This is a genomic window from Pseudomonas sp. 21LCFQ02, from assembly GCF_024129895.2.
Lineage (GTDB): Bacteria > Pseudomonadota > Gammaproteobacteria > Pseudomonadales > Pseudomonadaceae > Aquipseudomonas.
This window is the reverse complement of the sequence record NZ_CM178749.1, coordinates 5,771,661-5,798,102: the sequence shown is the minus strand read 5'-3', so window position 1 is coordinate 5,798,102 and position 26,442 is coordinate 5,771,661. Positions and strand designations below refer to the sequence as shown.

19 protein-coding genes and 1 pseudogene are annotated in these 26,442 nt (G+C 60.3%); 16 read left to right on the top strand and 4 right to left on the bottom strand.

Going from position 1 to position 26,442, the window contains the following annotated elements:
- The first annotated feature begins 227 nt into the window (after nucleotides 1–227).
- The 5 genes from ffh (at nucleotide 228) to rplS (ending at nucleotide 3,820) form a co-directional block, all read left to right on the top strand.
- Complete coding sequence (gene ffh, locus NJC40_RS26140; RefSeq protein WP_045481357.1) at nucleotides 228–1,607, top strand: signal recognition particle protein; 1,380 nt, start codon at nucleotides 228–230, stop codon at nucleotides 1,605–1,607.
- A 256-nt stretch (nucleotides 1,608–1,863) separates the two neighbouring features.
- Nucleotides 1,864–2,121, top strand: coding sequence for a 30S ribosomal protein S16 (gene rpsP / locus NJC40_RS26135; RefSeq protein WP_045481354.1), 258 nt, complete (start codon nucleotides 1,864–1,866; stop codon nucleotides 2,119–2,121).
- Nucleotides 2,122–2,126: 5 nt separating this feature from the next.
- The gene (gene rimM / locus NJC40_RS26130) at nucleotides 2,127–2,666 is read left to right on the top strand and encodes a ribosome maturation factor RimM (RefSeq protein ID WP_045481349.1); all 540 of its coding nucleotides are present in this window, start codon (nucleotides 2,127–2,129) and stop codon (nucleotides 2,664–2,666) included.
- Nucleotides 2,667–2,671: 5 nt separating this feature from the next.
- Nucleotides 2,672–3,439, top strand: coding sequence for a tRNA (guanosine(37)-N1)-methyltransferase TrmD (gene trmD, locus NJC40_RS26125; RefSeq protein ID WP_045481346.1), 768 nt, complete (start codon nucleotides 2,672–2,674; stop codon nucleotides 3,437–3,439).
- Between the two features lie 30 nt (nucleotides 3,440–3,469).
- Nucleotides 3,470–3,820 carry a 50S ribosomal protein L19 gene (gene rplS, locus NJC40_RS26120; RefSeq protein WP_045481342.1) on the top strand — a complete coding sequence of 117 codons (351 nt, stop codon included), beginning with the start codon at nucleotides 3,470–3,472 and terminating at the stop codon, nucleotides 3,818–3,820.
- 159 nt (nucleotides 3,821–3,979) lie between these two features.
- Here the strand turns inward: rplS and NJC40_RS26115 are convergent, their stop codons facing one another.
- Nucleotides 3,980–5,203, bottom strand: a complete 1,224-nt coding sequence (locus tag NJC40_RS26115) for an RNA-guided endonuclease InsQ/TnpB family protein (RefSeq protein WP_492180425.1) — start codon at nucleotides 5,201–5,203, stop codon at nucleotides 3,980–3,982.
- Between the two features lie 357 nt (nucleotides 5,204–5,560).
- On the opposite strand from NJC40_RS26115, the gene xerD reads away from it, so the two are divergent.
- The 6 genes and pseudogenes from xerD to NJC40_RS26085 all read left to right on the top strand — a co-directional run bounded on the left by xerD (nucleotide 5,561) and on the right by NJC40_RS26085 (nucleotide 13,003).
- Nucleotides 5,561–6,457, top strand: coding sequence for a site-specific tyrosine recombinase XerD (xerD, locus tag NJC40_RS26110; RefSeq protein ID WP_253115485.1), 897 nt, complete (start codon nucleotides 5,561–5,563; stop codon nucleotides 6,455–6,457).
- A gap of 123 nt (nucleotides 6,458–6,580) precedes the next feature.
- Complete coding sequence (dsbC, locus tag NJC40_RS26105) at nucleotides 6,581–7,321, top strand: bifunctional protein-disulfide isomerase/oxidoreductase DsbC (RefSeq protein ID WP_045481334.1); 741 nt, start codon at nucleotides 6,581–6,583, stop codon at nucleotides 7,319–7,321.
- An 80-nt stretch (nucleotides 7,322–7,401) separates the two neighbouring features.
- Nucleotides 7,402–8,706 (top strand): homoserine dehydrogenase, encoded by a 1,305-nt coding sequence (locus tag NJC40_RS26100; RefSeq protein WP_045481331.1) that lies wholly within the window; start codon nucleotides 7,402–7,404, stop codon nucleotides 8,704–8,706.
- A gap of 105 nt (nucleotides 8,707–8,811) precedes the next feature.
- Nucleotides 8,812–10,221, top strand: a complete 1,410-nt coding sequence (gene thrC, locus NJC40_RS26095; RefSeq protein ID WP_045481328.1) for a threonine synthase — start codon at nucleotides 8,812–8,814, stop codon at nucleotides 10,219–10,221.
- Between the two features lie 173 nt (nucleotides 10,222–10,394).
- Nucleotides 10,395–12,467 (top strand): annotated as a pseudogene (locus tag NJC40_RS26090) (transporter substrate-binding domain-containing protein); the annotation flags it as partial.
- A gap of 239 nt (nucleotides 12,468–12,706) precedes the next feature.
- A complete protein-coding gene (locus tag NJC40_RS26085) occupies nucleotides 12,707–13,003 on the top strand; it encodes a DUF3509 domain-containing protein (protein WP_253142780.1) in 297 nt (98 codons plus the stop codon).
- Between the two features lie 154 nt (nucleotides 13,004–13,157).
- Here the strand turns inward: NJC40_RS26085 and NJC40_RS26080 are convergent, their stop codons facing one another.
- Nucleotides 13,158–13,994 (bottom strand): TIGR02285 family protein, encoded by an 837-nt coding sequence (locus tag NJC40_RS26080; protein WP_373568517.1) that lies wholly within the window; start codon nucleotides 13,992–13,994, stop codon nucleotides 13,158–13,160.
- A 218-nt stretch (nucleotides 13,995–14,212) separates the two neighbouring features.
- Between NJC40_RS26080 and NJC40_RS26075 the strand changes: the two genes are divergently transcribed.
- From NJC40_RS26075 to NJC40_RS26060, 4 genes are all read left to right on the top strand, one after another.
- The gene (locus NJC40_RS26075; protein ID WP_045481325.1) at nucleotides 14,213–14,755 is read left to right on the top strand and encodes a YaeQ family protein; all 543 of its coding nucleotides are present in this window, start codon (nucleotides 14,213–14,215) and stop codon (nucleotides 14,753–14,755) included.
- A gap of 37 nt (nucleotides 14,756–14,792) precedes the next feature.
- The gene (recJ, locus tag NJC40_RS26070; protein ID WP_253142778.1) at nucleotides 14,793–16,502 is read left to right on the top strand and encodes a single-stranded-DNA-specific exonuclease RecJ; all 1,710 of its coding nucleotides are present in this window, start codon (nucleotides 14,793–14,795) and stop codon (nucleotides 16,500–16,502) included.
- A gap of 289 nt (nucleotides 16,503–16,791) precedes the next feature.
- Entirely contained in the window at nucleotides 16,792–17,898 is a 1,107-nt protein-coding gene (locus NJC40_RS26065; RefSeq protein WP_045481318.1) for an NADH:flavin oxidoreductase/NADH oxidase, read from the top strand.
- Nucleotides 17,899–18,040: 142 nt separating this feature from the next.
- Nucleotides 18,041–18,385 (top strand): MerR family transcriptional regulator, encoded by a 345-nt coding sequence (locus NJC40_RS26060; RefSeq protein ID WP_045481314.1) that lies wholly within the window; start codon nucleotides 18,041–18,043, stop codon nucleotides 18,383–18,385.
- Between the two features lie 32 nt (nucleotides 18,386–18,417).
- Here the strand turns inward: NJC40_RS26060 and NJC40_RS26055 are convergent, their stop codons facing one another.
- The gene (locus NJC40_RS26055; RefSeq protein WP_045481310.1) at nucleotides 18,418–19,482 is read right to left on the bottom strand and encodes a beta-ketoacyl synthase N-terminal-like domain-containing protein; all 1,065 of its coding nucleotides are present in this window, start codon (nucleotides 19,480–19,482) and stop codon (nucleotides 18,418–18,420) included.
- A 505-nt stretch (nucleotides 19,483–19,987) separates the two neighbouring features.
- On the opposite strand from NJC40_RS26055, the gene NJC40_RS26050 reads away from it, so the two are divergent.
- Nucleotides 19,988–20,692 carry a tellurite resistance TerB family protein gene (locus NJC40_RS26050; RefSeq protein ID WP_045481307.1) on the top strand — a complete coding sequence of 235 codons (705 nt, stop codon included), beginning with the start codon at nucleotides 19,988–19,990 and terminating at the stop codon, nucleotides 20,690–20,692.
- Here the strand turns inward: NJC40_RS26050 and NJC40_RS26045 are convergent.
- Nucleotides 20,655–26,297, bottom strand: a complete 5,643-nt coding sequence (locus tag NJC40_RS26045; RefSeq protein ID WP_253142777.1) for an NEL-type E3 ubiquitin ligase domain-containing protein — start codon at nucleotides 26,295–26,297, stop codon at nucleotides 20,655–20,657. The two genes, NJC40_RS26050 and NJC40_RS26045, sit on opposite strands and share 38 nt — an antisense overlap.
- Nucleotides 26,298–26,442: the final 145 nt, after the last annotated feature.

Here is a 26,442-nt window from a genome sequence, read left to right as displayed (position 1 = left end):
AAAGGGGCTGAGTTTGGCATACCCCGGCTCTGCAAGAAAGTGCGAGGCGTTGTGAACGCCATTGGCCTTGATGCATGTCGTGTGGCTGGACGCTCTCTGTCCGTGTGCCGGACTCTCGGCTATAATCTGCGCCCTGTTCAGGCCGCCGACTCGCCGCGCGCCATTTATCTCCATTGCGGGCCGTGCCGCACCCATCAGGGGCGACCGGAGCCTTACTAGGAACGCGCATGTTTGAAAATCTAACGGAACGCCTTTCCCAGACGCTGCGCCATGTCACCGGCAAGGCCAAGCTGACCGAAGAGAACATCAAGGACACCTTGCGCGAAGTGCGCATGGCGTTGCTCGAAGCTGACGTCGCGCTGCCAGTGGTCAAGGACTTCGTCAACAATATCAAAGAGCGGGCGGTCGGCACCGAGGTGTCGCGCAGCCTGACGCCGGGCCAGGCGTTCGTGAAGATCGTCCAGGCCGAACTCGAAAGCATCATGGGGGCGGCCAACGAAGACCTGGCGCTCAATGCTGCGCCACCTGCCGTGGTGCTGATGGCCGGTCTGCAGGGTGCGGGCAAGACCACCACCGCCGGCAAGCTGGCCAAGTTCCTCAAAGAGCGCAAGAAGAAGAGCGTGATGGTGGTGTCGGCCGACATCTACCGTCCGGCGGCGATCAAGCAGCTCGAAACCCTGGCCAACGATCTGGGGGTCACCTTCTTCCCGTCCGATACCAGCCAGAAGCCGGTGGACATTGCCCAGGCGGCGATCCGCGAAGCAAAGCTCAAATTCATCGATGTGGTGATCGTCGACACCGCCGGTCGTCTGCATATCGATTCCGAGATGATGGCCGAGATCCAGGCGCTGCACGCGGCGGTCAAGCCGGTCGAAACCCTGTTCGTGGTCGACGCCATGACCGGTCAGGACGCGGCCAACACCGCCAAGGCCTTTGGTGATGCGCTGCCGTTGACCGGTGTGATCCTGACCAAGGTCGACGGCGACGCACGTGGTGGTGCTGCACTGTCGGTGCGCTCGATCACCGGCAAACCGATCAAGTTCATCGGTATGGGCGAGAAGAGCGACGCCCTTGAGCCATTCCATCCGGATCGTATCGCTTCGCGGATCCTGGGCATGGGTGACGTGCTCAGCCTCATCGAGCAGGCCGAGCAGACGCTGGACCGCGAGAAGGCCGAGAAGCTCACCAAAAAGCTCAAGAAGGGCAAGGGCTTCGATCTCGAAGATTTCCGCGACCAATTGCAACAAATGAAAAACATGGGCGGCCTGGGCGGGCTGATGGACAAGCTGCCGAGCATCGGCGGCATGAACCTGTCGCAGATGGGCAACGCCCAGGGCGCGGCCGAGAAGCAGTTCAAGCAGATGGAAGCGATCATCAACTCGATGACGCCGGCCGAGCGCCGCGACCCTGACCTGATCAGCGGCTCGCGCAAGCGCCGCATCGCGCTGGGTTCCGGTACCCAGGTGCAGGACATCGGGCGGCTGATCAAGCAGCACAAGCAGATGCAGAAGATGATGAAGAAATTCTCCACCAAAGGTGGCATGTCGAAAATGATGCGCGGCCTGGGCGGCATGTTCCCGGGCGGCGGCGGCATGCCCAAGATGTAACCAGACAACCGGGTGCGGCGCAGGCCGTGCCCGCTCGTCGTACAGGGGCTGACCCTGTGCGCCCCTCAATAAGGAGGGGATTTACCCGGTCGCCGCGGTGGCCGACCCATGCAGGTCTTTACGGCAGGCGCTCAGTCGTCGGAAAAAGTCGTTTGCAAATGTCCGTATATTCCTTGAGAATATGCGGCCTTTTGGGCACCCGTGCCCATTTGTGCAACAAAGATTTGCAGCACCGACTAAACAGGAACGATGTTCAATGCTAACCATTCGTCTTGCCCTTGGCGGCTCCAAAAAGCGCCCGTTCTACCACGTGACTGTCACTGACAGCCGCAACGCCCGTGACGGCTCTCACAAAGAGCAGATCGGTTTCTTCAACCCGATCGCTCGTGGTCAGGAAGTTCGCCTGTCCATCAACGAAGAACGCCTGAACTACTGGCTGAGCGTTGGCGCTCAGACTTCCGAGCGCGTTGCCCAGTTGATCAAAGAGAGCAACAAGACCAAGGCTGCGGCCTGAGTCTTATGAACGCGACGCCTGCATCTGCCGACGATCTGATCGTCATTGGCAAGATTTTCTCGGTTCATGGCGTTCGCGGCGAAGTGAAGGTGTACTCCTTCACGGATCCGATTGACAACCTGCTGGACTACAAGACCTGGACGCTGCGGCGCGAAGGGCGTGTGGAAAAACAGGTCGAGCTGGTCAGTGGACGCTTGCAGAGCAAGTTCCTGGTCACAAAGCTCAAAGGCCTCGATGATCGTGATGAAGCCCAGCTTCTGGCCGGTTGCGAAGTCTGTGTGCCGCGTAGCCTGTTCCCTGATCTGGATGATGGCGAGTACTACTGGTATCAACTGGAAGGACTCAAGGTTATCGACACGCTCGGGCAATTGCTCGGCAAGATCGATCACCTGCTTGAAACCGGCTCGAACGATGTAATGGTGGTAAAGCCCTGCGCGGGTAGCCTGGATGATCGCGAACGCCTGTTGCCCTATACGGAGCATTGCGTGTTGGCTGTCGACCTGGAAGCCGGCGAGATGAAGGTGGATTGGGATGCGGATTTCTAAGTGCCATGGCTAGCCTGCGCATAGACGTTATCACGCTGTTTCCCGAGATGTTTTCCGCCATCAGCGAATACGGCATAACCAGCCGTGCGGTGAAACAGGAGCTGTTGCAGCTGACCTGTTGGAATCCGCGGGACTACACCACGGATCGCCATCACACTGTGGACGATCGCCCCTTCGGTGGCGGCCCCGGCATGGTGATGAAGATCAAGCCTCTGGAAGATGCGCTGGCCGAGGCCAGGCTGGCAGCCGGAGACAAGGCAAAGGTGATTTACCTTTCGCCGCAAGGCCGCAGGCTGAGTCAGCCAGCGGTGCGCGAACTGGCGCAAGAGAGTGCTCTCATTCTCATCGCCGGTCGTTATGAAGGCATCGATGAGCGTTTCATTGAAGCGCACGTGGATGAAGAGTGGTCGATTGGCGACTATGTCCTGTCTGGCGGTGAGCTGCCGGCGATGGTACTGATCGATGCGGTTACACGACTGCTGCCTGGAGCTTTAGGGCATGTAGACTCCGCGGAGGAAGACTCCTTCACGGACGGTCTGCTTGATTGCCCGCACTACACCCGACCTGAGGTGTATGCGGATCAGCGTGTTCCCGACGTATTGCTAAGTGGCAATCATGCACATATCCGGCGTTGGCGTTTGAAGCAGTCCCTTGGGCGGACTTTCGAGCGACGCGCTGATCTTCTGGAAAGTCGCTCACTTTCTGGAGAAGAGCAGAAGCTGCTGACGGAATACATCCGTGAGCGGGACGATAGTAAACGTATCGATGGCTGATCCGGGAGGATCACCCTTAGGAGCACAAGCATGACCAACAAAATCATTCTGGCCCTCGAAGCCGAGCAGATGCAGAAAGAAATCCCGGCCTTCGCCCCGGGCGACACTGTTGTCGTTCAGGTGAAAGTGAAGGAAGGCGATCGTAGCCGTCTGCAGGCGTTCGAAGGCGTTGTCATCGCCAAGCGTAACCGTGGCGTGAACAGTGCTTTCACTGTTCGCAAGATCTCCAGCGGCGTTGGCGTTGAGCGTACTTTCCAGACCTACAGCCCGCAAATCGACAGCCTGGCTGTCAAGCGTCGCGGCGACGTTCGCAAGGCCAAGCTGTACTACCTGCGCGACCTGTCCGGTAAAGCAGCACGCATCAAGGAAAAACTGTCCTGATACAGTTTTTCGATGCATGAAAAAAGCAGCCTTCGGGCTGCTTTTTTTTCGTCTGCTGTACGGTGGCAGCGACCTGGGTCGCGAAGCTTTTTTCTGAGCTGGAGTCTGCGAGTTCGTTGACATCCTCCCCGGCCTGAAGGCCGGAGATTCCTGCGGCGCTCAGGCGCGGCATCGAGCTGCCCCCAAGTCGCTTCGGTGGGTTCCTGCTGCTGGCGCCATGACCTCTGCGCTCACTTCACAGGCTAACCGGGCGTGTCCCGCCCTTAGTACATTGATCGCCCCGACCACATCGGCGTTGCCTTCAAAACCACATCCCACACACCTGAACAGCGCTTGCGTCTGGCGGTTGGCCGCCGACACATGTTCGCAACACGGGCACCTGCGGCTGGTATTTTGCGGCGGCACGGCAATCAGCCAGCCGCCGCGCCACGCCAGCTTGTAGTCCAGTTGGCGGCGGAACTCGAACCAGCCCTGATCGAGGATGGCCCTGTTCAGGCCAGATTTGGCCCGAACGTTTCTTCCCGGTGCCTCGGCCGTGCCTGCCGCCGACCTGGACATATTGCGTACCTGCAAGTCCTCGATACACACCATCGCGTGGTTTTGGCTGATCGTGGTGGAGCACTTGTGCAGGTAGTCGCGGCGGGCATTGCCGATTCGGGAATGAATGCGCTGGACGCAAGCTTTCGCCTTCTTCCAGTTGCGGCTGAATCTGACCTTGCGGCTCATCGCCTGCTGCGCTTTGCACAGCGCGGTTTCATGGCGTTTGAAGCTGTTCAGGGGTGCGTAGAACGAGCCATCCGAAAGCGTGGCGAACCGGGCAATGCCCATGTCGATGCCGATTGCCGCACCCTGTGCCGTGGGCTGCTCATCAATCTCGCGTTCGGTCTGGATGCTCACGAACCACTTGCCACACGACTGGCTCACGGTGATGTTCTTCACAGTACCCAGCGTCTCGCGGCTGTTGCGGTAGCGCAGCCAGCCCAGCTTGGGCAGAAACAGGCGGCTGTTGGTCTGGTCGAGCTTGATCTGTTTCGGGTCGGGATAGCGCAAGCTGTTGTTCTGCCCCTTCTTCTTGAACCGGGGAAAGTCGGCTCGCTTGGCGAAGAAATTGGTGTAGGCCCGTTCCAGATCCTTGAGGCTCTGTTGCAACGGGTGAACAGGCGCATCGGCCAGCCATGCGGTTTGCGGGCTATTGCGCCACCCGGTCAGCAACTTGCACAGGCCCGCATAGCCGAGCTTCTTCTCGCCTTGCTCGTGGCGTTCTTTCTGCAACGCCAGCGCCTTGTTGAAGACGAAGCGACAGGAGCCCGCAAAGCGGCGCATTTGCCGCTCCTGCTGGCCGTCTGGCATGAGTTCGTACTTGAAGGCTTGAAGTCGTTGCATGCTGCTCTTGAGCCATGAGCAATGAAGACGCCATTAGGCGCGGACGGCACGGTGTTTTCAAGGTGCATGACCATGGGGTCTTTGTAACGAAATACCGCCGTATAAGGGCATCTGTGTCGCCGTATTACGTCGCATCATCCTGTGGCGGTGCATCCATCGAACAGCAGCAGACACCCCACGGCAACCAGGGACGGCTACGCCGTCCGCGCTATCCTTCCCCGCCCTGAACGGCGGGGCTTGTCGCGCCCCGATGGTCAGGCAGTCCCATGGCTGCGGGATCTTTTTGGTGACTTGCGTTTATCTGCCGAAAGTCTTGTAGTAGGGTCTGTCATCCTCTTCTGTGTGCCTCGAACCGCAATGCCTGCCCTGGATCACCCTCTGATTGACCGCTTTCTCGATGCCCTGTGGCTGGAGAAAGGCCTCTCTGATAACACCCGCGAGTCCTATCGCAGTGATTTGACGCTGTTCAATGGCTGGTTGAGCGAGCGCAATGTGCAGTTGTCCGAGGCTGGCCGCGAGGTGATTCTCGATCATCTGGCCTGGCGCGTGGATAACGGCTACAAGCCGCGTTCCACGGCGCGTCTGCTTTCAGGATTGCGTGGTTTTTATCGCTACCTGTTGCGCGAAAAGCTGATCGCCGTCGACCCGACCCTGCAAGTCGAGATGCCGCAGTTGGGCAAGCCATTGCCCAAGTCGCTGTCCGAAGCCGACGTCGAAGCCTTGCTGGCCGCGCCGGACCTGGGCGAGCCGATTGGTGAGCGCGACCGGGCGATGCTCGAAGTGCTGTACGCCTGCGGGTTGCGAGTCAGTGAGCTGATCGGCCTGACTCTGGAGCAGGTCAATCTGCGTCAGGGCGTGCTGCGGGTCATGGGCAAGGGCAGTAAAGAGCGGCTGGTGCCGATGGGCGAAGAAGCCATCGTCTGGGTAGAGCGTTATTTGCGCGGTGCCCGTGTCGAGTTGCTCAACGGGCGTCCCAGCGACGTGCTGTTTCCCAGCCTGCGCGGCGAGCAGATGACCCGCCAGACGTTCTGGCACCGGATCAAGCAGCATGCGCTGGTGGCAGGCATCAACAAATCATTGTCGCCGCACACCTTGCGGCATGCTTTTGCGACTCATCTGCTCAATCACGGTGCCGACCTGCGGGTGGTGCAGATGCTGCTGGGCCATAGTGACTTGTCCACCACCCAGATCTATACCCATATCGCCCGGGCACGCCTGCAGGAGCTGCATGCGACCCATCATCCGCGTGGATAATTTGCCCGACAGTCCGGGTCCGTCTTGCCGGGGTAATGTGGTAGGCTTTGGCGGTTCCGCGGAACGAGGCACGATCCGCAGTGTCGGATGCCCTCGATTCTGTCCGCCGTTATAGGAGTTTTCATGCGTTTGCCTTCCTTTTTTGCTGTCGCCGCCGCAGTACTGCTCAGTACTTTCAGCTTTTTCGCCCAGGCAGACGCTGGCGCTGAAAAGGCCATTCGCAAGACCCTGGACTCCCTCGAACTTGAACTGCCGGTCGAAAGCATTGCCAGCAGCCCTTTCAATGGCCTCTATGAAGTCAAGCTCAAGGGCGGACGTGTGCTGTATGCCAGTGGCGACGGCCAGTTCGTGGTGCAGGGTTACCTGTTCCAGATCCAGGACGGTAAACCGGTCAACCTGACCGAGAAGACCGAGCGCAAGGCCATTGCCCAGACCATCAACGGTATTCCGGCAGCCGACATGGTGGTCTATCCGGCCGTGGGTGAAGCCAAGTCGCACATCACTGTCTTTACCGACACCACGTGCCCGTACTGCCACAAGCTTCATGAAGAGGTCGGCCAGTTGAACAAGCTGGGTGTCGAAGTCCGCTACGTGGCCTTCCCGCGTCAGGGGCTGGGTTCGCCGGGTGACCAGCAATTGCAGGCGGTCTGGTGCTCCAAGGACCGCAAGCTGGCCATGGACCAGATGGTCGAAGGCAAGAATATCAAGGCAGCCAAGTGCGATAATCCGGTCGGCAAACAGTTCCAGATCGGTCAGTCGATTGGTGTGAACGGTACCCCGGCCATCGTTCTGGCTGACGGCCAGGTGATTCCGGGTTACCAGCCGGCGGCCCAGGTGGCCAAGCTGGCGCTGGGCGCCAAATAATTCAAATTTTTCAGCTGCAGTGCATGCAGTTGTTCTGTGCGGTTGCCCGAGGGGGCGACCGCTTTACGGGGAGTTCATCAGTGAAACCGGTCAAAGTAGGCATTTGTGGGCTGGGTACCGTCGGTGGCGGTACCTTTAACGTACTTCAGCGCAACGCCGAGGAGATCGCCCGCCGTGCCGGGCGTGGTATTGAGGTCGCGCAGATTGCGGTTCGTACACCCAACCCCAATTGCCAGCTTGCCGGTACCCCGACCACCAGCGACGTGTTCGAGGTGGTCAGCAACCCTGAGATCGACGTGGTTGTCGAACTGATCGGCGGCTACACCGTTGCCCGTGAACTGGTGCTCAAGGCCATCGACAATGGCAAGCACGTCGTCACCGCCAACAAGGCACTGATTGCTGTACACGGCAACGAGATCTTCGCCCGCGCCCGCGAGAAGGGTGTGATCGTGGCCTTTGAAGCTGCTGTCGCCGGTGGTATTCCGGTGATCAAGGCGATCCGTGAAGGCCTGTCGGCCAACCGCATCAACTGGGTGGCCGGTATCATCAACGGCACCGGTAACTTCATCCTCACCGAAATGCGTGAAAAAGGCCGTACCTTCCCGGACGTTCTGGCTGAAGCCCAGGCCCTAGGTTATGCCGAAGCCGACCCGACCTTCGACGTCGAAGGCATCGATGCGGCGCACAAGCTGACCATTCTGGCGTCCATCGCCTTTGGCATTCCGCTGCAGTTCGACAAGGCCTACACCGAAGGCATCACCAAACTGACCACCGCTGACGTCAACTACGCCGAAGCGCTGGGCTACCGGATCAAGCACCTGGGCGTGGCGCGTAGCACCGAGCAGGGCATTGAACTGCGCGTGCACCCGACCCTGATTCCGGCTGACCGTCTGCTGGCCAACGTCAATGGCGTGATGAATGCCGTAATGGTCAACGGCGACGCGTCGGGCTCTACCCTGTTCTACGGCGCCGGCGCCGGCATGGAACCGACTGCATCGTCGGTGGTAGCCGACCTGGTGGACGTGGTGCGTGCCATGACTTCCGATCCGACCAATCGCGTGCCGCACCTGGCCTTCCAGCCTGACTCGTTGTCGACCCATCCGATCCTGCCGATCGAGGCCTGTGAAAGCGCCTACTACCTGCGGATCCAGGCCAAGGACCATCCGGGCGTACTGGCTCAGGTGGCGAGCATCCTGTCCGAGCGCGGTATCAATATCGAATCGATCATGCAAAAAGAGGTCGAGGAACAGGATGGCCTGGTGCCGATGATCCTGCTGACCCACGAAGTCGTGGAGCAGCGTATCAACGATGCCATCGAAGCCCTGGAAGCCTTGCAGGATGTCGTCGGCCCTGTGGTCCGCATCCGCGTCGAACACCTTAACTAAGAGCAGCTTCAAGCCGTAAGCTGCAAGCTGCAAGATGAAGCCGGTCACGTTTCGGCTTGCAGCTTGAGGCTTGGAGCTTGCAGCTCAAACCAAAGGTTTGCACCCATGCGTTATATCAGTACTCGCGGCAAAGCCCCGGCGTTGAATTTCGAAGACGTATTGTTGGCCGGTCTGGCCAGTGATGGCGGTCTGTATGTCCCGGAAAACCTGCCACGCTTCACTCAGGAAGAAATTGCCTCCTGGGCCGGCCTGCCGTACCACGAACTGGCGTTCCGGGTGATGCGCCCGTTCGTCGAAGGCAGCATCGCCGATGCCGACTTCAAAAAAATTCTCGAAGAAACCTACGGTGTGTTCGCGCACAGCGCGGTGGCACCGCTGCGTCAGCTCGACAGCAACGAATGGGTGTTGGAGCTGTTCCATGGCCCGACCCTGGCGTTCAAGGATTTCGCCCTGCAGTTGCTCGGCCGCCTGCTCGATCACGTGCTGGTCAAGCGTGGCGAGCGCGTGGTGATTGTCGGTGCGACCAGCGGTGATACCGGTTCTGCGGCCATTGAAGGTTGCCGCCGTTGCGACAACGTCGACATCTTCATCCTGCACCCCAATAACCGGGTGTCGGACGTGCAGCGCCGGCAGATGACCACCATCCTGGGCGATAACATCCACAACATCGCTATCGACGGCAACTTCGACGACTGCCAGGAAATGGTCAAGGCCAGCTTCGCTGACCAGGACTTCCTCAAAGGTACGCGGCTGGTCGCGGTCAACTCGATCAACTGGGCGCGGATCATGGCCCAGATCGTCTACTACTTCCATGCAGCACTGCAATTGGGCGGCCCGGCGCGTTCGGTGTCGTTCTCGGTGCCAACCGGTAACTTCGGCGATATCTTCGCCGGCTACCTGGCGCGCAACATGGGTCTGCCGGTCAACCAGTTGATCGTCGCCACCAACCGCAACGATATCCTGCACCGCTTCATGAGCGGCAATCAGTACGTCAAGGATGCCTTGCATCCGACCCTGTCGCCGTCGATGGACATCATGGTCTCGTCGAACTTCGAGCGTCTGCTGTTCGACATGCACGGCCGCAATGGTGCCGCCATTGCCGAACTGATGGACACCTTCAAGCAAGGTGGCGGGTTCAGCGTCGAACAGGATCGCTGGACTGAAACCCGCAAGCTGTTCGACTCGCTGGCGGTCAGCGACGAGCAGACCTGTGAGACCATCGCTGAGGTCTTCGCCCGTACCGGTGAAGTCCTTGATCCGCACACTGCCATCGGTGTTCGTGCGGCCCGCGAGTGCCGTCGCAGCCTGGACATCCCAATGGTCGTGCTGGGTACAGCACACCCGGTGAAATTCCCTGAAGCGGTAGAGAAGGCCGGTGTCGGCAAGGCGCTTGAGTTGCCTGCCCACCTGTCTGACCTGTTCCAGCGTGAAGAGCGCTGCACAGTGTTGCCCAACGACCTGAAAGCGGTACAAGCGTTTGTCAGCCAGCACGGCAACCGTGGCAAGCCACTCTGACGGTATCGTTGTGTAACACTTGGGGCCCGCCATCTGGCGGGCCTTCTTGTTTGCGCATGCCAAACTCTGCCTTTCGAGTGATCCGGCAAGAGTGAGCGGCAGTGAAGCAGGTGAGCAGACAAGGACCGGTCGTTGTGACGGTCAGCGAAGCGCAGCGCCACAGGTGGCCAGCCATGTTACTGGTGCTGCTGGCGCTGCTGCTGTTCAGCACGGTAGCGGGTGCCGGGCAGAGTTTACCGTTCACCCTGGCCGCGCCGTTTGAACCCGTTCAGCCGCTGGTGCTCAACGCCAGTGACCGACAGTGGCTTGACCTGCGTAAGACGCTACGGGTCGGCATCGTCATTGCTGATAACGAACCGATCGATATCACCACGGATGGCAACCGCTATCAGGGCGTCAGCGCAGACTACCTGAGCCTGCTCGGTGGCAAGCTGAATATGCCTGTTCAGCTCAAGGGTTTCAGCCAGCGTGACGATGCCATTGATGCCCTGCGTGATGGCAGCATCGACCTGCTCAGCAGCGCCAGCTCCTTTGAGCGTGGGCAGGCCGGGCTAGCCTTTTCACGTGCTTACATGCCTGACCGCGCGGTGGTGGTCGGGCATCGCAGCGCGCTACCGCCCGCCCGAGGGTTAGCCGGCCAAAAGATCGTGGTGCTGGACGATTATGCCGATCCGCAAGCACTCCAGAGGCTCTACCCGGACAGCCAGATCATTCTGGCTCCCGGCCTGTATAGCGCCATGGAGGCACTGAGGCAGCAAGAGGTGGATGTACTTATCGGCAATGACGTCGTGGTTCGTTCCTACCTGAGCATGCGTCCCTATCTGGCGTTGCAGGTGCATTTTGAAAGCGCGTTGGCACCCCATGGCTTTGCTTTTGCGTTGCGCGCTGATGAGCGACGTCTGAAGGGGCTTGTGGACCAGGCGCTGGCGAGCCTGGATGTACATCTTGAGCGTGAGGTGCAGGCGCGCTGGACTGCCGGGCTGAATGCGTACCTCGGTGAGCAGCGTATCGCCCTGAGCAGCCTTGAGCGCAGTTGGTTGGCCAGGCACCCGCGCATCACCGTGGCGACCACCGAACACCCGCCCTATATCTATCGTGACGAACAGGGCCGCTGGGTGGGGCTCAATGCTGATGTTCTGGCGCGGATCTCGCGGATGACCGGCTTGCAGTTCGTTCACCAGAGCATGCCGTCTACCCTGGCCAGCCTGGAAGCCCTGAATCGTGGCGAGGCCGAGTTGAACACCACTTTGGCGGAGAACCCGGAGCGTAAAGTGTTTCTCAACTTTACCTACTCATTTGGTGGGAACAATTGGGTATTTGTGGTCCGGCGCGGCGATGCTTCACCTGCCGGCCTCGCGCAGTTGGGTAACCGCATTCTGGCCTTGCCCGCCCGGCATGCGCTGGAAAGCGAGATTCGGCAAAACTACCCCAATATCCAGCTACGCCTGGTAGAGACCTACGCCCAGGCCCGGGAGCTGGTCGAGAAGGGCCAGGCCCATGCCACGATTCAGAACGAGGCCGGGGCGTATCTGTTCAGTTCCGAGAAGCTCAAGGTTGGCCGCAGCGTCGATGGCAAGTGGTCGCCGGATCGCTTCGCGGTGGTCAAATCGCATCCTGAGCTGTTGAGCATCCTCAATAAGGCTCTGGAGGCTTTTCCGGTGACCGAGATGCGGACGATCCGCATGAAATGGCTGAGTGCCAGCCTGCCGCAGCCGTCACTCTGGAGTCGCATTCCTCAATGGCTGGTCTGGAGCGTTGTCCTGACCCTGCTGCTGGGTCTGGTTTTGCTGGCCTGTAATAGCCGTTTGCGCATTCAGGCCGCTCAGCGTCGCCAGGTTGAGGCGCAACTCAATGACCAACTGGCGTTCAAGCAAGCGTTGTTCGATGCCATGCCCATGCCGGTCTATGTGCGTGACCTGCAGGGCCGCCTGGTATCGTGCAATCGCAGCTACGAGCAGTTTTTCGAGATCAGCGTCGAGCATATGCAGGGACGACGGCTGATTGATATCGAGCTGTTGCCGCGCCAGCTCGCTGAACGAATGCACGCCGACTACCTGCAGTTGCTTGAGAGTCGCCAGCCGGTGTTCGTCGAACGGACCTTCGAACTCAATGGCCGCCGCGTGGATGCCTGGCAATGGAGCGTGCCGTTCTACGCAGCAGACGGTCGCTTGCAGGGGCTGTTGGGTGGCTGGGTGGACATCAGCGACCGTAAACACCTGGAGCGTGAGCTTGAACAACTGCGCCGGCAGTATGAGCAGCACACAGGTCACGCCCAGCAGCGACCGGGCCAGGCGTGCGCGTGTGACCCGGTGGCGGGGCAATGCTGATCAATGTTGATCGGCGGCCGCGGTTTTTTCCCTGTCACATTTCACAGGCATGCTCGATTGACGGGGGATGGAGTCCTGCTTGGCATTAGAACTTTCTGTAATGAACGCTGGTCATTGATAAGCATCTTTTGCATTCAAATAATCGAGGGGTGATCAAGATGGAAAATATCAGTTTGCTGCTAAGCGAAGCGCTGGCCCCTTATCAGGTCAGCATCGGCACGGCTGGCCTGCGGGGCGAGCGGCTGGTGACCCTCAAGGATGTCTGCGGCACCGTGGTAATCGAGCGCAGTTTCAGCGCCGACCAGTTACGTGACAGACTGTTGCTGACTGACGTGGTCGATGGCCTGCATCGTGATTTGCTGGTGGCCGAGGGGCGTATCGAGCCGTGTGTGATTGCTGCCATGCGCAATGCCAATGCAAACCGTCCACTGGTCGGTGCACCGGTTTTTGCCTGATCGGCCGGCAGGAACCTTCTGCCCGGATCGGGTTCTGATCAGGTATGGCAGGAACGATCATTGTGCTCCGGTGATTGCTACCTGCCGTCTGGCCCTTTACAGGTCCAAGGTTTACCCCGACCAGTCATCCCCGCTGCTCGGGGTTTCTTTTTGACTATTTATCGATGAAGAACGTCTTGGCGTCCTGCAGGTATTCTTCACGCCGTTTCGGGTCCAGCCACTCTGCATACAGCTCGATCAGCTTTTCTTCGCGCAATACGCGCATTTCCCGGTTGATGATCGCCATGGCTTCGCGCCCTTGCTCGGTATCAGAGCAGCCAATGTGAGTGAACTGATACTTGGGAGCATCCTTGACCGGTAGAAACACCAGTTCGGTTTCGCGAATCCCTTGTTGCAGCGCCTGATAGCGAGCTTCCGGCCAATAACTGATCATCGCCTGGATCCGGCTCAGGCGCTGCATCTGCAGCATGCTGCCAATTGCATCATTACCATAGTGCGACGAGAGCTCTTCTTCGGGCACTTGACTCAGGATCTGATCGATCACCGGACCGTAGCTGCGGCCTGCGACCACCCCGATTTTGGCGGTCTTGCTGGCCAGCAGGGCCTTCAGATCAATTTGCCGGTTGGCAATGAAGGGCGTGAAACGCGCCAGATCGTCCTTGCGCACGGTCAGGCCATTGGCAAATACGGCATAGGTGGGGATGGAATAGATGATTTTCTTCGCCCGCTCAGCGGTCCACAGCAAGGTGGGGTCGCAGGTGAAGCTGGGTTCGTTGAGCATCTGCAGGCCGCGCGCGCGGTTGACGCGCATTAACAGATGATCGTACTGGGGCATACGCGCGATCAGCAGCGGCATGAGCTTGTCGATAGCGCCCTGACCCTGATCAGGGCCGCTAAAAATGGTCACCGGAGGCATATCGCGCATCAGCCAGATCAGCGTGTCTTTGGCCTGGCTGGTTCCAGGCAGTGTGCCAAGACCCAACAGCAACAGGCAGACAGCCAGACGCAAGCGTGCAAAGGGTGCGGCGCCAAGACACATGCGTGAAACTCAACCTCCAGGAAAGTAATTCAAATTGCATCAACCATGCGGATTAAGCCAGTGGATTTTGCAGTTTTTGTCTGACAACTTTGAGTCCGCCCGGATGTGGTCGTTCACCGCCTGCGCATCGGGTAGACTTGTCGGCTTTCTCCTGCTCCGGAAGCCCGTCCATGGCCCAGCCGTCGACCACCTATAAATTCGAACTCAACCTCACCGACATCGATCGCAATATTTACCAGAGCGTCAAACAGACCATCGCCCGTCATCCGTCCGAGACCGAAGAGCGCATGGCCGTCCGCTTGCTGGCCTACGCCCTGTGGTACAACGAACAACTGGCCTTTGGTCGTGGCCTGTCTGAAGTAGACGAACCCGCGCTGTGGGAAAAAAGCCTGGATGACCGCGTCCTGCACTGGATCGAAGTCGGCCAGCCTGATCTGGAGCGCCTGACTTGGTGTTCACGGCGTACCGAGCGCACCAGCCTGTTGGCCTATGGCAGCTTGCGTGTCTGGGAAACAAAAGTAGTCGCTGGAGCGAAAAGCCTCAAGAACGTCAGCATCGCTGCGGTTCCGCAGGACGTTCTGGAAGTTCTGGCCAAAGACATGCCGCGGGTCATCAAGTGGGACGTCATGATCTCTGATGGCGAGGTGTTTGTGACCGACGACCGGGGCCAGCATGAAGTGAAATTGCAATGGCTGGCCGGCGAGCGCGGTTGATCACCCCGTATCACTTTGAAAAGAGACATCAGTACCCATGCGTATCGAACACCGTCCCATGCCCAGCCCCTTGCCGGTTCTTGGCGATCTGCCGCCGCTGCTGACCCGCCTGTATGCGTCGCGTGGCGTGGTCTCGGCCGAGGAACTGGACAAGAGCCTGGCGCGGCTGATTGCGTATCAACAGCTCAAGGGCATCGATGCGGCGGTGGACCTGCTGGTCGAGGCCTTGCAGCAACGTCAGCGCATCCTGATCGTTGGTGACTTCGATGCTGACGGTGCGACTGCCAGCACCGTGGGCGTGCTCGGGCTGCGCCTGATGGGCGCTGCGCATGTCGACTATCTGGTGCCCAACCGTTTCGAGTACGGCTATGGCCTGACCCCGGAAATTGTCGACGTGGCGCTGCAGCGCTCACCAGACTTGTTGATGACCGTCGATAACGGTATCTCCAGTGTCGACGGCGTGGCCGCTGCCAAGGCCGCCGGGCTCAGAGTGCTGGTCACCGACCACCACTTGCCTGGCCATCAATTGCCGGCCGCCGATGCGATCGTCAATCCCAACCAGCCAGGCTGCAGCTTTCCGAGCAAATCGCTGGCCGGCGTCGGGGTGATGTTCTACGTACTGATGGCCCTGCGCGCCCGCCTGCGTGAGATCGGCTGGTTCGACCAGCGGGCCCAGCCGAACCTTGGTGAGTTGCTCGACCTGGTGGCGCTGGGCAGCGTCGCTGACGTGGTGCCGCTGGATGCCAATAACCGCATTCTGGTCCATCAGGGCCTGATGCGGATTCGCGCCGGTCGCGCCCGTCCGGGCCTGCGTGCCATTCTTGAGGTCGCTCGGCGTGATCCTTCACGCATCACCTCTACCGACCTGGGGTTTATCCTGGGGCCGCGTCTGAATGCTGCCGGGCGGCTGGACGATATGAGCCTGGGGATCGAATGCCTGCTGTGTGATGACCCGGATCGGGCCCGGGAAATGGCGGTGCAGCTCGATGAGCTGAACCAGGACCGCAAGAGCATTGAGCAGGGCATGCAGCGCGAAGCCTTGGCGCAGCTCAAGGACTTGCCGCAAGAGTCCATGCCATTCGGGCTGTGTCTGTTCGAGCCGGACTGGCATCAAGGGGTGATCGGCATCCTCGCTTCACGGCTCAAGGAGCGTTACCACCGGCCCACCATCGCCTTTGCCAGCGCCGGTGACGGGGTGCTAAAAGGTTCGGCGCGTTCGGTGCCAGGTTTTCATATCCGCGACGCGCTCGATGCGGTAGCGGCCCGATATCCCGAGCTGATCAGCAAATTTGGCGGCCACGCCATGGCCGCAGGCCTGTCGCTGCCAGAGCAAAACTTCCCGGCATTCTGCGCCGCATTCGACGACGAAGTACGCCGCCAGCTGAACGAAGACGACCTCACTGGCCGGTTGTTATCCGACGGCACCCTGGCCGTCGAAGAGTTTCATCTGGAACTGGCCCGCGCCCTGCGTAACGCCGGCCCATGGGGACAACACTTCCCCGAGCCGCTGTTTCACGGCATCTTCCAGTTGGCCGAGCAACGGGTGGTCGGTGAACGGCACCTGAAAATGGTACTCAAGACCGAATGCGGCAGTGTGCGCCTGGACGGCATCGCCTTCGGCGTAGATCGCGACATCTGGCCCAACCCGAACATCCGCTGGGTAGAACTGGCCTACCGGCTGGACCTCAACGAGTTTCGTGGTAATGAAACCGTCCAACTGCTGGTGACCCATATCGCCCCGTGTTGAAAAGAGTCGGTTGAGACAGGTTTCGCCCAGCAGGGCGAAACCTGACGAATAGCCAACCGCAGCAAAGACTCTTACACCACGCGAATGGCTTTCGCGGCTCAAGCCGCTCCTACGACGTGCAAAGCGATGAACCCTGTGCCCATGGCAATTGTCGACTAGGCTCCTATATAGAAAAAGGAGAAGCCGCCACGCATCGTCGATAACGGCCTGGATTGGTCACGACCTGCGCGGCCGGCACTGCTCCTTCCTGCGAAGTGCTGCACGCCTGACTGTCACAAGAGAGGTCGCCATGAGTCTGCTGCTAGAACCCTATACCCTGCGCCAACTGCAACTGCCGAACCGCATCGCGGTGTCGCCGATGTGTCAGTACTCAAGTGTCGACGGGCTGGCCAACGACTGGCATCTGGTCCACCTCGGCAGTCGCGCAGTCGGCGGCGCCGGGTTGATCTTTACCGAGGCCACCGCCGTCACCGCTGATGGTCGTATCACCCCTCAGGACCTGGGTCTCTGGAACGACGAGCAAATTGCCCCGCTGCAGCGCATCACCCGTTTCATTACAGCCCAGGGCGCCGTCCCGGCCATCCAGCTGGCCCACGCCGGCCGCAAGGCCAGTACCTGGCGGCCCTGGTTGGGCAAGCATGGCAACGTACCGCTCGAAGAGGGCGGCTGGCAGCCATGGGGGCCATCGGCGGTTGCCTTTGACCCTGAACATGTCGCCCCGCAGCCCTTGAGCCCGGACCAGATCAACGAGGTCATTGATGCCTTTGTGGCCTCGACCCGACGGGCGCTGGCCGCAGGCTTCAAGGTTGTCGAAGTCCATGCAGCACATGGTTATCTGTTGCATCAGTTCCTGTCGCCGCTGAGCAACCGGCGCAATGACCGCTACGGTGGTTCGTTTGAAAATCGCATCCGGCTGGTCTGCCAGGTCACTGAAGCGGTGCGCGAAGTCTGGCCCGCCGAGTTGCCGCTGTTCGTGCGAGTGTCGGCCACCGATTGGGTAGAGGATGGCTGGAACCCTGATGAAACCGTCGAGCTGGCGCGGCGGTTGAAGACACTGGGGGCTGACCTGATCGATGTATCGTCCGGGGGGACTTCAGTGCATGCCGAAATACCGGTCGGGCCGGGTTACCAGACCCGCTTTGCCGAGCGCATCCGCAAGGAGGCAGACATTGCCACCGGCACTGTCGGCATGATTACCGAACCGGCCCAGGCCGAACACATTCTGCGCACCGGCCAGGCCGATATCATTCTGCTGGCCCGTGAGCTGCTGCGCGACCCCTACTGGGCGCTGCATGCCGATGACGACCTGGGCAGCCGGCAGGCGGTATGGCCCGCTCAGTATCAACGGGCAACCCATCGCGACCAGCCCATCCACGAATCTGACCTGCGCGATTGACAGCCATCCGCACCGCAATACGCGCAAGGCTCTATTGCGGTGCTTTCATTGACCTTGAGCGGTTTCCGAGGCACTCCGGCATGTCACAATTGGCGCTTATGCTGGCGCGAGTGTGTCAAAAGGCCATGGAGTTCAGTTGCTCATGTTTATCGGCAAAGTCGCCCGCCTGGCGGGCACTACGGTCAAATGCATTCGCCATTACGAGGCGATTGGCCTGCTACCCGAGCCACTGCGCGAAGGAAAGTATCGGATTTATACCCATGAAACGGTTGAGCGCCTGAGTTTTATCAAAGGCGCTCAACAGTTGGGCTTCAAGCTCAAGGAAATGCAGGCCATCCTGCAGGGCCAGCAGGTCGGAGAACTGCCACGGCAATTGATGCTTGATGCCATTATTGCGAAAAAGCTCGAACTCACTAACCAGATGGCTCACTTGCAGCAGATGCTCGATGGCTTGCTGGCTTTCGAGCGCCGACTGACCAGCGCCTGAGTCTGATTGCACGACCATCCCGGCATGATCACTCAGCCACGACCAAGTACCAGAGAACTGCTGGTGCCGTTACGGCTGAACGAGTTGGACAGCACCGCATCGATGGTCTGTTGCTGTAGCGAATCAGGGAAGTTCATGGTGGTATGTGGCGACCTGGCTGCGCCGTCGTCTGGCGTCGGCAGCAGCACGCCCAATTGCAGCGACATCAATGACAGGACGGCTTCGATGGCGCCGCTACCGGCCAGGGCGTGTCCGACGGCGAACTTGTTGGCGGCGAATGTCGTGTCGGGCAGGGCGGTGCCGAATACCTGTTTGACAGCCTGGGCTTCGTGGTTGTCCATGCTCAGCGGCGAGGGGCTGTGGACATTGACATGCTGAACCTGGCGCGGCGCCAGCCCCGCGTCATGTAACGCGGCCTGCATGCACTGCACATAAAGTGCACCGGGCTCGGCAGTGTCTTGATACCGATCGGCGTAGCCCAGTACCCGGCCCAAGGCCCGCGCGCCACGGCGTTGCGCGTGGCTGGCCGATTCCAGCACGATCAGCGCTGCCCCTTCGCTGGGGATGAACGGGCTGGGTGCCTGGGCACTGGAGGCGAAGCTGCCCTCAGGCAGCAGTTCAATACCGCCGCACAGCGCCAGTTCCAGCTCGCCGTTGGCAACCGCGCGATACGCGTTACCGATGGCAACGGTGCCGGCGGCACAGGCGTCCGAATGGCTCGACACATACTCATGCACCCCCAGCCACTGAGCCAGGCAGCGGGTCTGCCGATACTGCCCCGGTTGGCACCCGAGAAACAATCCGCTGCGGGCGGCACTGAAGTCTTCGGCGCGCAAGGCTGCCTGGCCGAGTGCCTGTTCGGCAACATAGCGACTAAGCAGGGTGTGGCGCGACTGGTTGGCAGACTCATCGGTAATCGCCTCGTCGATCAGTTGCCACTGCTGCTCGTCGATAAAGCCTGCCGGGCCGCTGGGCTGGTCTGGATGTTCGCGCAGGCACGAGCCATGTTGGCCCAGCAGGGCAAATAAACCTCTGGCATCCATGACCGTCGGTGCGACCAGACCGTAGCCGGTTACCAGTACGTCGGCTTTTTCCATGGTGTTACTCCAGAGCTTTTCCATAAACAGAGGGCATCCGGGGATGATCAGAGACCAGGCAGATGCTGCGTTCTGCAAGCGTTGGGCAAGGCCTGTTGAAGGCTCTGGCCCCGGCAGATACGGCGCGCAGTCTAAACTCTCCCGTAAAGGGGAGAGTCAATGATTCTGCCCGTGCAAGTGCGCAACTTTTATGGGGAGGTTGTAGGGCACATAGCCTAGGCAGTGGTAGTTGAAATAAATCCGCCAGGCGGCGGCCGATCAACGATTTTACAAGGGGCTCAGCAGCGCCTGCATCGGGATCAATAGGGCGATTCGTATGAGTGGAGTTTATTCAAATGAATATCAACTTTTGTACCTGCTGATACGGCGGCCCCCTTAGTTGCCGATGAGTCGGGCATCAGTGGTCGATGAAATATCTGGAATTATTAGTAACAACCGTACATGGGTGACTTCGCCTTACTGTGTGGGTCAATTGAACATCCCATCAAGGTCGAGGAACACATTCATGAATACTCGAGGTCTGCTCGATCAACTGCTGCGCTCCGGTCAGCAGATGCTGCAGGACAAGGTCAGCGGCACATCGGGCAAGCGTCCCAAGGCGGGCGGCCTGTTGCCCGGCGCTGCGGCTGGCGGGCTGGGCGGTTTGTTGTCAGGTGCTGGCGGTGGTGCGCTGGCCGCCGGGGCCATGAGCCTGCTCAAAGGCAAGAAAGGCCGCGGCATGGGCGGCAAGGTGCTGACCTACGGCGGCCTGGCGGCGCTGGGCGTGATTGCCTACAAGGCTTACAACAACTGGCAGGCCAGCCAGGGCCAGGCCGGTCTGCGTGAACCGCAGACCATTGACCGGCTGCCCGCCGATCAGGCCGAGGAACACAGCCAGGCGATCCTGCGTGCGCTGGTGGCCGCTGCCAAGGCCGATGGGCATGTGGACCAGCGCGAGCGTGAGTTGATCGAGGGCGAGTTCGTCAAGCTTCATGACGACCGGCAGTTCCGCCAGTGGCTGCATGCCGAACTGGACAAGCCGCTGGACCCGGCAGACGTGGCGCGCGCCGCACGCACCCCGGAAATTGCCGCCGAAATGTACATTGCCAGCCTGATTCTCGTCGATGAGGAGCACTTCATGGAGCGTGCCTACCTTGACGAACTGGCCCGTCAGCTCAACCTGGCACCGACGCTCAAGGCTGAGCTGGAGGCTCAGGTGCGTCAGGCATAAGCGCTCCAGACGCCGGTGGTTCAGCCAGCGCCGCTGGCTGATCCGGCGAGGGTCCTGAAACGACCGCATCTACGGTCAGCGCCCTCAGCAAGGTCAGTTGGTCGTCCTGATACTGCTGGTCCAGCGTGCGAGCCTCGGCCTCGAATTGTGCACTGCTCAGGCTCAGGCCAAGCTGCTCGTAACGATCGGTCAGGCGATTGAGATTGTCGCGATAGATTCTTTGCAAGCCGTTGAAGCCTGTCGCGTACTCTTCGCGCAGGTAAGTGACCCACGGCATCTGGGTAATCGCAAACGCCAGGAATGAATCACCCCGTTCACCGGCCTGCACCCGCGCCAGCGCCGCGTTCAGCTCGTCAGGCTGCAAGCGGGCGTGGGCTTCATAAAGCATGCGCTGCGGCGGGACCGGCAGGTCCAGCTCTTGTGCCCAACGCAACCGGTAGGCCAGGCGCACCTCCGCTTCATCCCGACCATTGGCCTGCTCGCGGGCAATGCGATCAAGCTCATGCAGGCGATACAGGCGTCGGGTCAGGTTCAATAATGCCGCGCCCCTGCTGGTGGCAGGCAGGTCCTGCAACGACTGCTGAGTGAAAACCATGACTTCCATCTGGTTGAATTCCACCATGACCCCGTCGGGGCAGGTGTCCTGTTCTCTGATCATTTGCAGCGGTTGCTCGGCGATGCCGTCCAGGGTGGCCCGCAACTCTGGCGATCGCGCCGCAGCCTCCAGAACCTGCCAGACTCGCTCGACCAGTTGCGCACGGCTGGACTGATTGCGGTAGTCGGCGCTTTGTTGCAGGTAGTCGATCAGCGCCAGCAAGTGACTGGCATCGCCATCCTGTTCCAGTTGTCGCCAGATTTCAGGACGCTCAGTGTTATTGTCCAGCCAGGGTTCGATGCCCGATAGCTCCAGGGTCGACGAGGTGGCCGGGCTATGGGTGTGCATTGAGTAGTCTGACTCGGTCATGGTCGAGTCGGAGTCGTGGGACTCGTACCAGGCGATTTCGCGGATTTGCGGCGGCAAGTCCATTTCAAAGCTGTACGAGCGCCCGTAACGTTGTGAGGTATGGGCGCGCAGCATCGCTTCGTGGGACAACGGATTACCGCGCAGGCTTATCTCAGTGTGCCCCCACTGGCGGCGCGGGTTGGCCAGCAGTTGTTCGGGAATGTCCTGCAACTGGTTGTTATCCAGAATCAGTGTCTCCAGAGTAGGGGGCAACCTGTCGGTCATCCAGGCAGGCCAGCTTTGAAGTCCGGTATTGCGCAGCGACAGCCAGCGCAGACTCAGGTGCCCCAGGCTGGATACTTCCTGCACGTCGCCGAGAAAGTTGCCGTCGAGCTCCAGGCTTTCCAATCGCACCATACGAGCGAAAAAATCGGTCCAGCGCCGGTCGATGCGCAAGTTTGTGTCAATCAGGCTCAGGTTGCTGAAACTCGAAAGCCCCAGCAGCGCCTGAGGTGGCGAAAGCAGCGGGGTCATCTCGCCACTTATGCGCAAGCTGCCGAGGTTGATCATGAACCTGAGCAGGTTGCCCAATTGCTCATCTGTGGTTGTGATCCGGTGCAAGCGCATTGAGCGCACTCGTAAATAAAAGAAACCCGGCAGGCGTCTTGGAAACTGCGCCAGATCCATATCTTCCAGATGCAGGGCCGTCTGCGATTCACCACGGGCATAAGCGCGCCAGTGATCCATCAGGGCCACGCCGATCCGGCGGCGCTGGGCGATGGTCTGCGGCGACAGGGTTACACTGGAGGTGCTGGCTTCGTTCCAGCCTTCGATGGCTTGCGTGAGTGCGTTACGCTCGCTGATCAGGACCCCCAGATTGATTTCCATGGCGGCCGGGGTATCGATCCGGTAGCTGAATGAGCGATCGGCCAGTGCGTCGTCCAGGCGTGCACGCAAGATGGTGCCCATTGATAACGGATTGCCCCGCACGTCGATCACGCTATGGTTGTCCGGGTTGTGCGGGTTATCGAGAATGTAGCCAGGCAATTCGGTGAGGTGGTTACCGGCCAGTGACAACTCGCCAATGGGGCCAGGCACCCGGCTGTCGAGCCAGGTCGGCCAATGCCGCAGCTCGGTGTGCTCCAGCACCAGCCGTTGGGGCCGCAGCCACTCCAGCGACAGTGGCTGGTGCTGGCTGAAGCGGTTGCCGGACAACTCCAGGTTGCGCAACTGCAGCAGCGGCAGCAAACCGTCCATTTCCGCCTGGTTGAGCAACAGTTGCAGATTGATCAGGCGCAAGTCGGTCAGGTTCGGCAGGCTGCTGGACACCGTACCCAGTACGCCGGGGTAATAGCGGGTAAGCAGGCCGGACCCGGGATTGTTGCGCAGGCCCAGCGAGCGGGCATTGCCCCAGCGCGACAGAAACTGGTGCAGGGTCTGGTTGTCGACAGACAGCAGGTCAGCGGGCCGCCCATGCGCGGCAGAAGGGCGCAGGTCATCGAGTTGCAGAGCGGTGACACGCTGCTCAAAGAACGCCGGCAACTGCGGCGCAAAGTCTTGCAGGGCAAAATTTTCCAGGTGCAGTGGCTCGGGTGCCAGGCCCAGCTCGGGCAGGCTGTGCCGCGTCCAGTGCCTCCAGATGGCGGTGCTCAGGCGAGCGTTGACTGACTGTGCCTCCTCCATCTGCAGCGGCTCAAGGCCGCGCCAGGTTTCGAGGCTTTCGCGCAACAGGCGTTGCTCTTCGAGCACCGCGTCAAGCCGTGCATCAATTCTTTCCAGGCTCATGCCAAAGTCTTGCAGGCGCTGGAGCATTTCATCCGGCCAGAGCATGTCGAACTCCAGCAGGCTCAACCGGTCGAGCAGATAGTGGCGGCTGACTGTCCAGTGTGTGCCTGGCCGGCCGCTGAGCAGATAACCGATTCGCCCGTCGGCCAGGCGCATCGGCGAGCGAAACCCAGGCCGGATCTCAGGCATTGCCAACACCCGGCGCAATTGATGACGCGCCAGTGGCTGGTATTGAATCAGGCGTTGCAGCACCGCGCGTTGGCCGGTATGCGGTATGCCCAATGCCTGGCGCTCGGCGTCGGGCAAGGCATGCAGGATCGAGGCATACAGGTCAGCACGGTCATTGAGGTGACGGTCCTGGGCATCGCGAGCGCTATAGCCGCCTTGCTCCTTGATCAGCACCTTGCGCTTGGGCGCATCGACGGGGCCGACGCTGTCGAGCAGTGCACCGTTGAATGACCCATCGCGAATTTCAAGGCGCAGTTCGCTGGACCAGCCGACCAGTGACTCCAGGCTGTGCAGGATCAACTGGTCGGTATCAGGGTTGTGCGACGATTGCCGGTACAGACCTTCATAGGCACGTGTCAGGCGTAGCTGCTGACGATAGTGACGGGCTTCTTCGGCCAACTGGATCGGCAGTTTGTGCTCGTTGAGCAACTGCTGTTGTTGCGCAGTGGACGCATGACTCCACAGCTCCTGCGCGACGCTGGCGGGCAGGCGTGACGGCAAGGCCTGCTGCAAGGCTTCTACGCCTGCGACCGGCGACGCTTGGCGGGCCTGATAGCGAGTGTCGAACAGCTCGGGCTGGCCGGCCTGGCTCAGCTCCCGATCCAGTTGCAGGCGCTGTATGGTGTCGACCAACAGCGCCGGGGGGCGCCCCAGTTCGGTCAGGGCGTGGCGCAGCACCGCTTCAGAGGTATTGCTGGCTTGCAGGGCTTGCCGGGCCATGGCATCGGGCAGGCTGGCGGTGTCATAACCCAAGCGGCGCAGGAGTTTCAGGCCGTGCATCTGGCGCGGGTTATCCAGCGGGTGCAGCCAGGCGCCCGCGCCATTGTGACGCAACGGCGGCTCGAAGTGCTGGCCGGTATCGGGATGCTCGATGACAAAGTCGCCGTGGCTGTCGGCCTTGACTGAGTAGGTGCCCTCATCGAGTACCAGCCATTGCTTGCCTTGATGCTCGTACAGGCCCAGCGCATTGGGCTTGAGGTCAGCTGGCAGCAGAATGTCGTGGGTAAACGGTGCAAGGTCCGGCTTCCATAGACGTTGCTGGCCACTGGGCAGCCGCACCGGCGCCAATGTCTCGACAAACCCCGGAGCTTCGATGGCGGGCAGCGGAGCAGTTTGAGCGGCGAGCTTGCCAATGGCCGCCATCAGGGCGATATTTTCCACGACATCCAGCAAATAGCTCAAAGCCTGCTGGCGCTCGTCATGCTCCCAGCTCTCGATACTTTCATAGACTTCATAACACAACTGAACGGCGGTCACTCCCAGCATGACCGCGCCCAGGGCCGGCACGGCAAAGGCGGCAATGTTCAGAACGTTGAGCGCCTTGTTGCGCCACCAGGCCATGCGCTGCTCATGGCTGCGTTGATCCTGTTCGGCAGTGGGTACGCCATTGAATCGTGCATCGTCCTTGATGACCGTCAGCTTGCGGTGTACCAGGGTTTCGAATAGCGGTTGGGCAAGATGGTTTTCGCCGAGCTTGAGACGGGCGTTGTGATCGGCCTCATGTTCCAGCCAGCGCTGCCCATACCACGGGCCTTTCTTGACCTTGGGGTACAGGTGCTTGTACAGGGTATTCATGACATGGCTGCGCTGGCGCGCGGGAAGCAGCCCGCTGAAAAAGTCTGCATAACGCTTATTGAACAGGCTTTCTCGCAGCGCTTTATGTAGCGCTTGTGCCGAGGCATGGAGTTGCAGCGGTGCAACCGGGTCTTCAGGGATGTACAGCATCACCGGCTGGACGCTGGTGCTGGCGTCGCGGTCGGTACTGATCAGCACGACCCCGGTCAGCTCGACGTCCCACAGGGTCAGGGCACTGCAGTACAGCTCTTGGCCATTGAGCTGTGCGCCGGGCCGGCCGTTGAGCAGATTCAACAGGGCCGTGTGCGCAGGCGCATCGATGCGTTGCTTGAGCAACGCCAGGTGAACCTGCAATAACAGTGTCGAGCGCTCGAACGCCTGGAGGTCGCCGATCGTTACCCGGTCGAACACGCTGTCGATGTGTTTCTGGTATTCACCCCCCAGGTCCAGCCCCCTGGACAAGGCGGCAAATTCATGGGCCGGCAGGGCGACGGGCGTGCCTTGCAGGTAAGGCCCCAGCACCTGATGGTTGGCAAAGATCCCGGCTTTGAAATGCTGATCGCGGTCCATTGCACCCGGTACAGTCTCTTCGGCCTGGAAGTTTTGCAAAGCGGCTTCAAGCAGCGGCCGGATGGCTGCACGCAAGGTGCTATTGGCTTGGACAATTGGATCTTTTGCCGCATTAACGAAAGTGTCTTCGGTACGGGTGTGGCTGGCGTGAAACAAATGCGCCGCGCGCACATCCAGATCCAGGTCGAACTGTTGCTTGATAGCCTGGGTCAGGCGCGGCGCGGCAAAGTCTTCAAGTGTGCCCAGCCGCTGCAGGCTGGGGGCAATACGTTGTTGCAGATGATGGTGTTCAGCGTACAGCGCTTGTAACTGCTCAACAATGGCGGGGGTATCGTCGCGGGCCTTGGTCAGCCAAGGCTGCTTCAGTGCCTGGCTGGCGGCCTTGCGCAGCGCTGTATGAGTGTCCGGGCCGGCGTTGGCCAGCCAGGCGGGCGTACGCCGTTCGATGATTGCCCGGTGCGTCTGGAGCCTTGTCGGGAGCCCATCAGAAAGAGAGATATCCATAGTGAAGCAAGCCTTGTTGCGGTTGAGAAAATAACAAAGCTTACGGGTAGGGTATTGGGCCAAAGGTGGTAACTATCTATTAAACATGGCGCCGCCAAATACTGTTGAATGGGCCGCAGGGACGGCGCCAGCCTGCGTCGCAGAG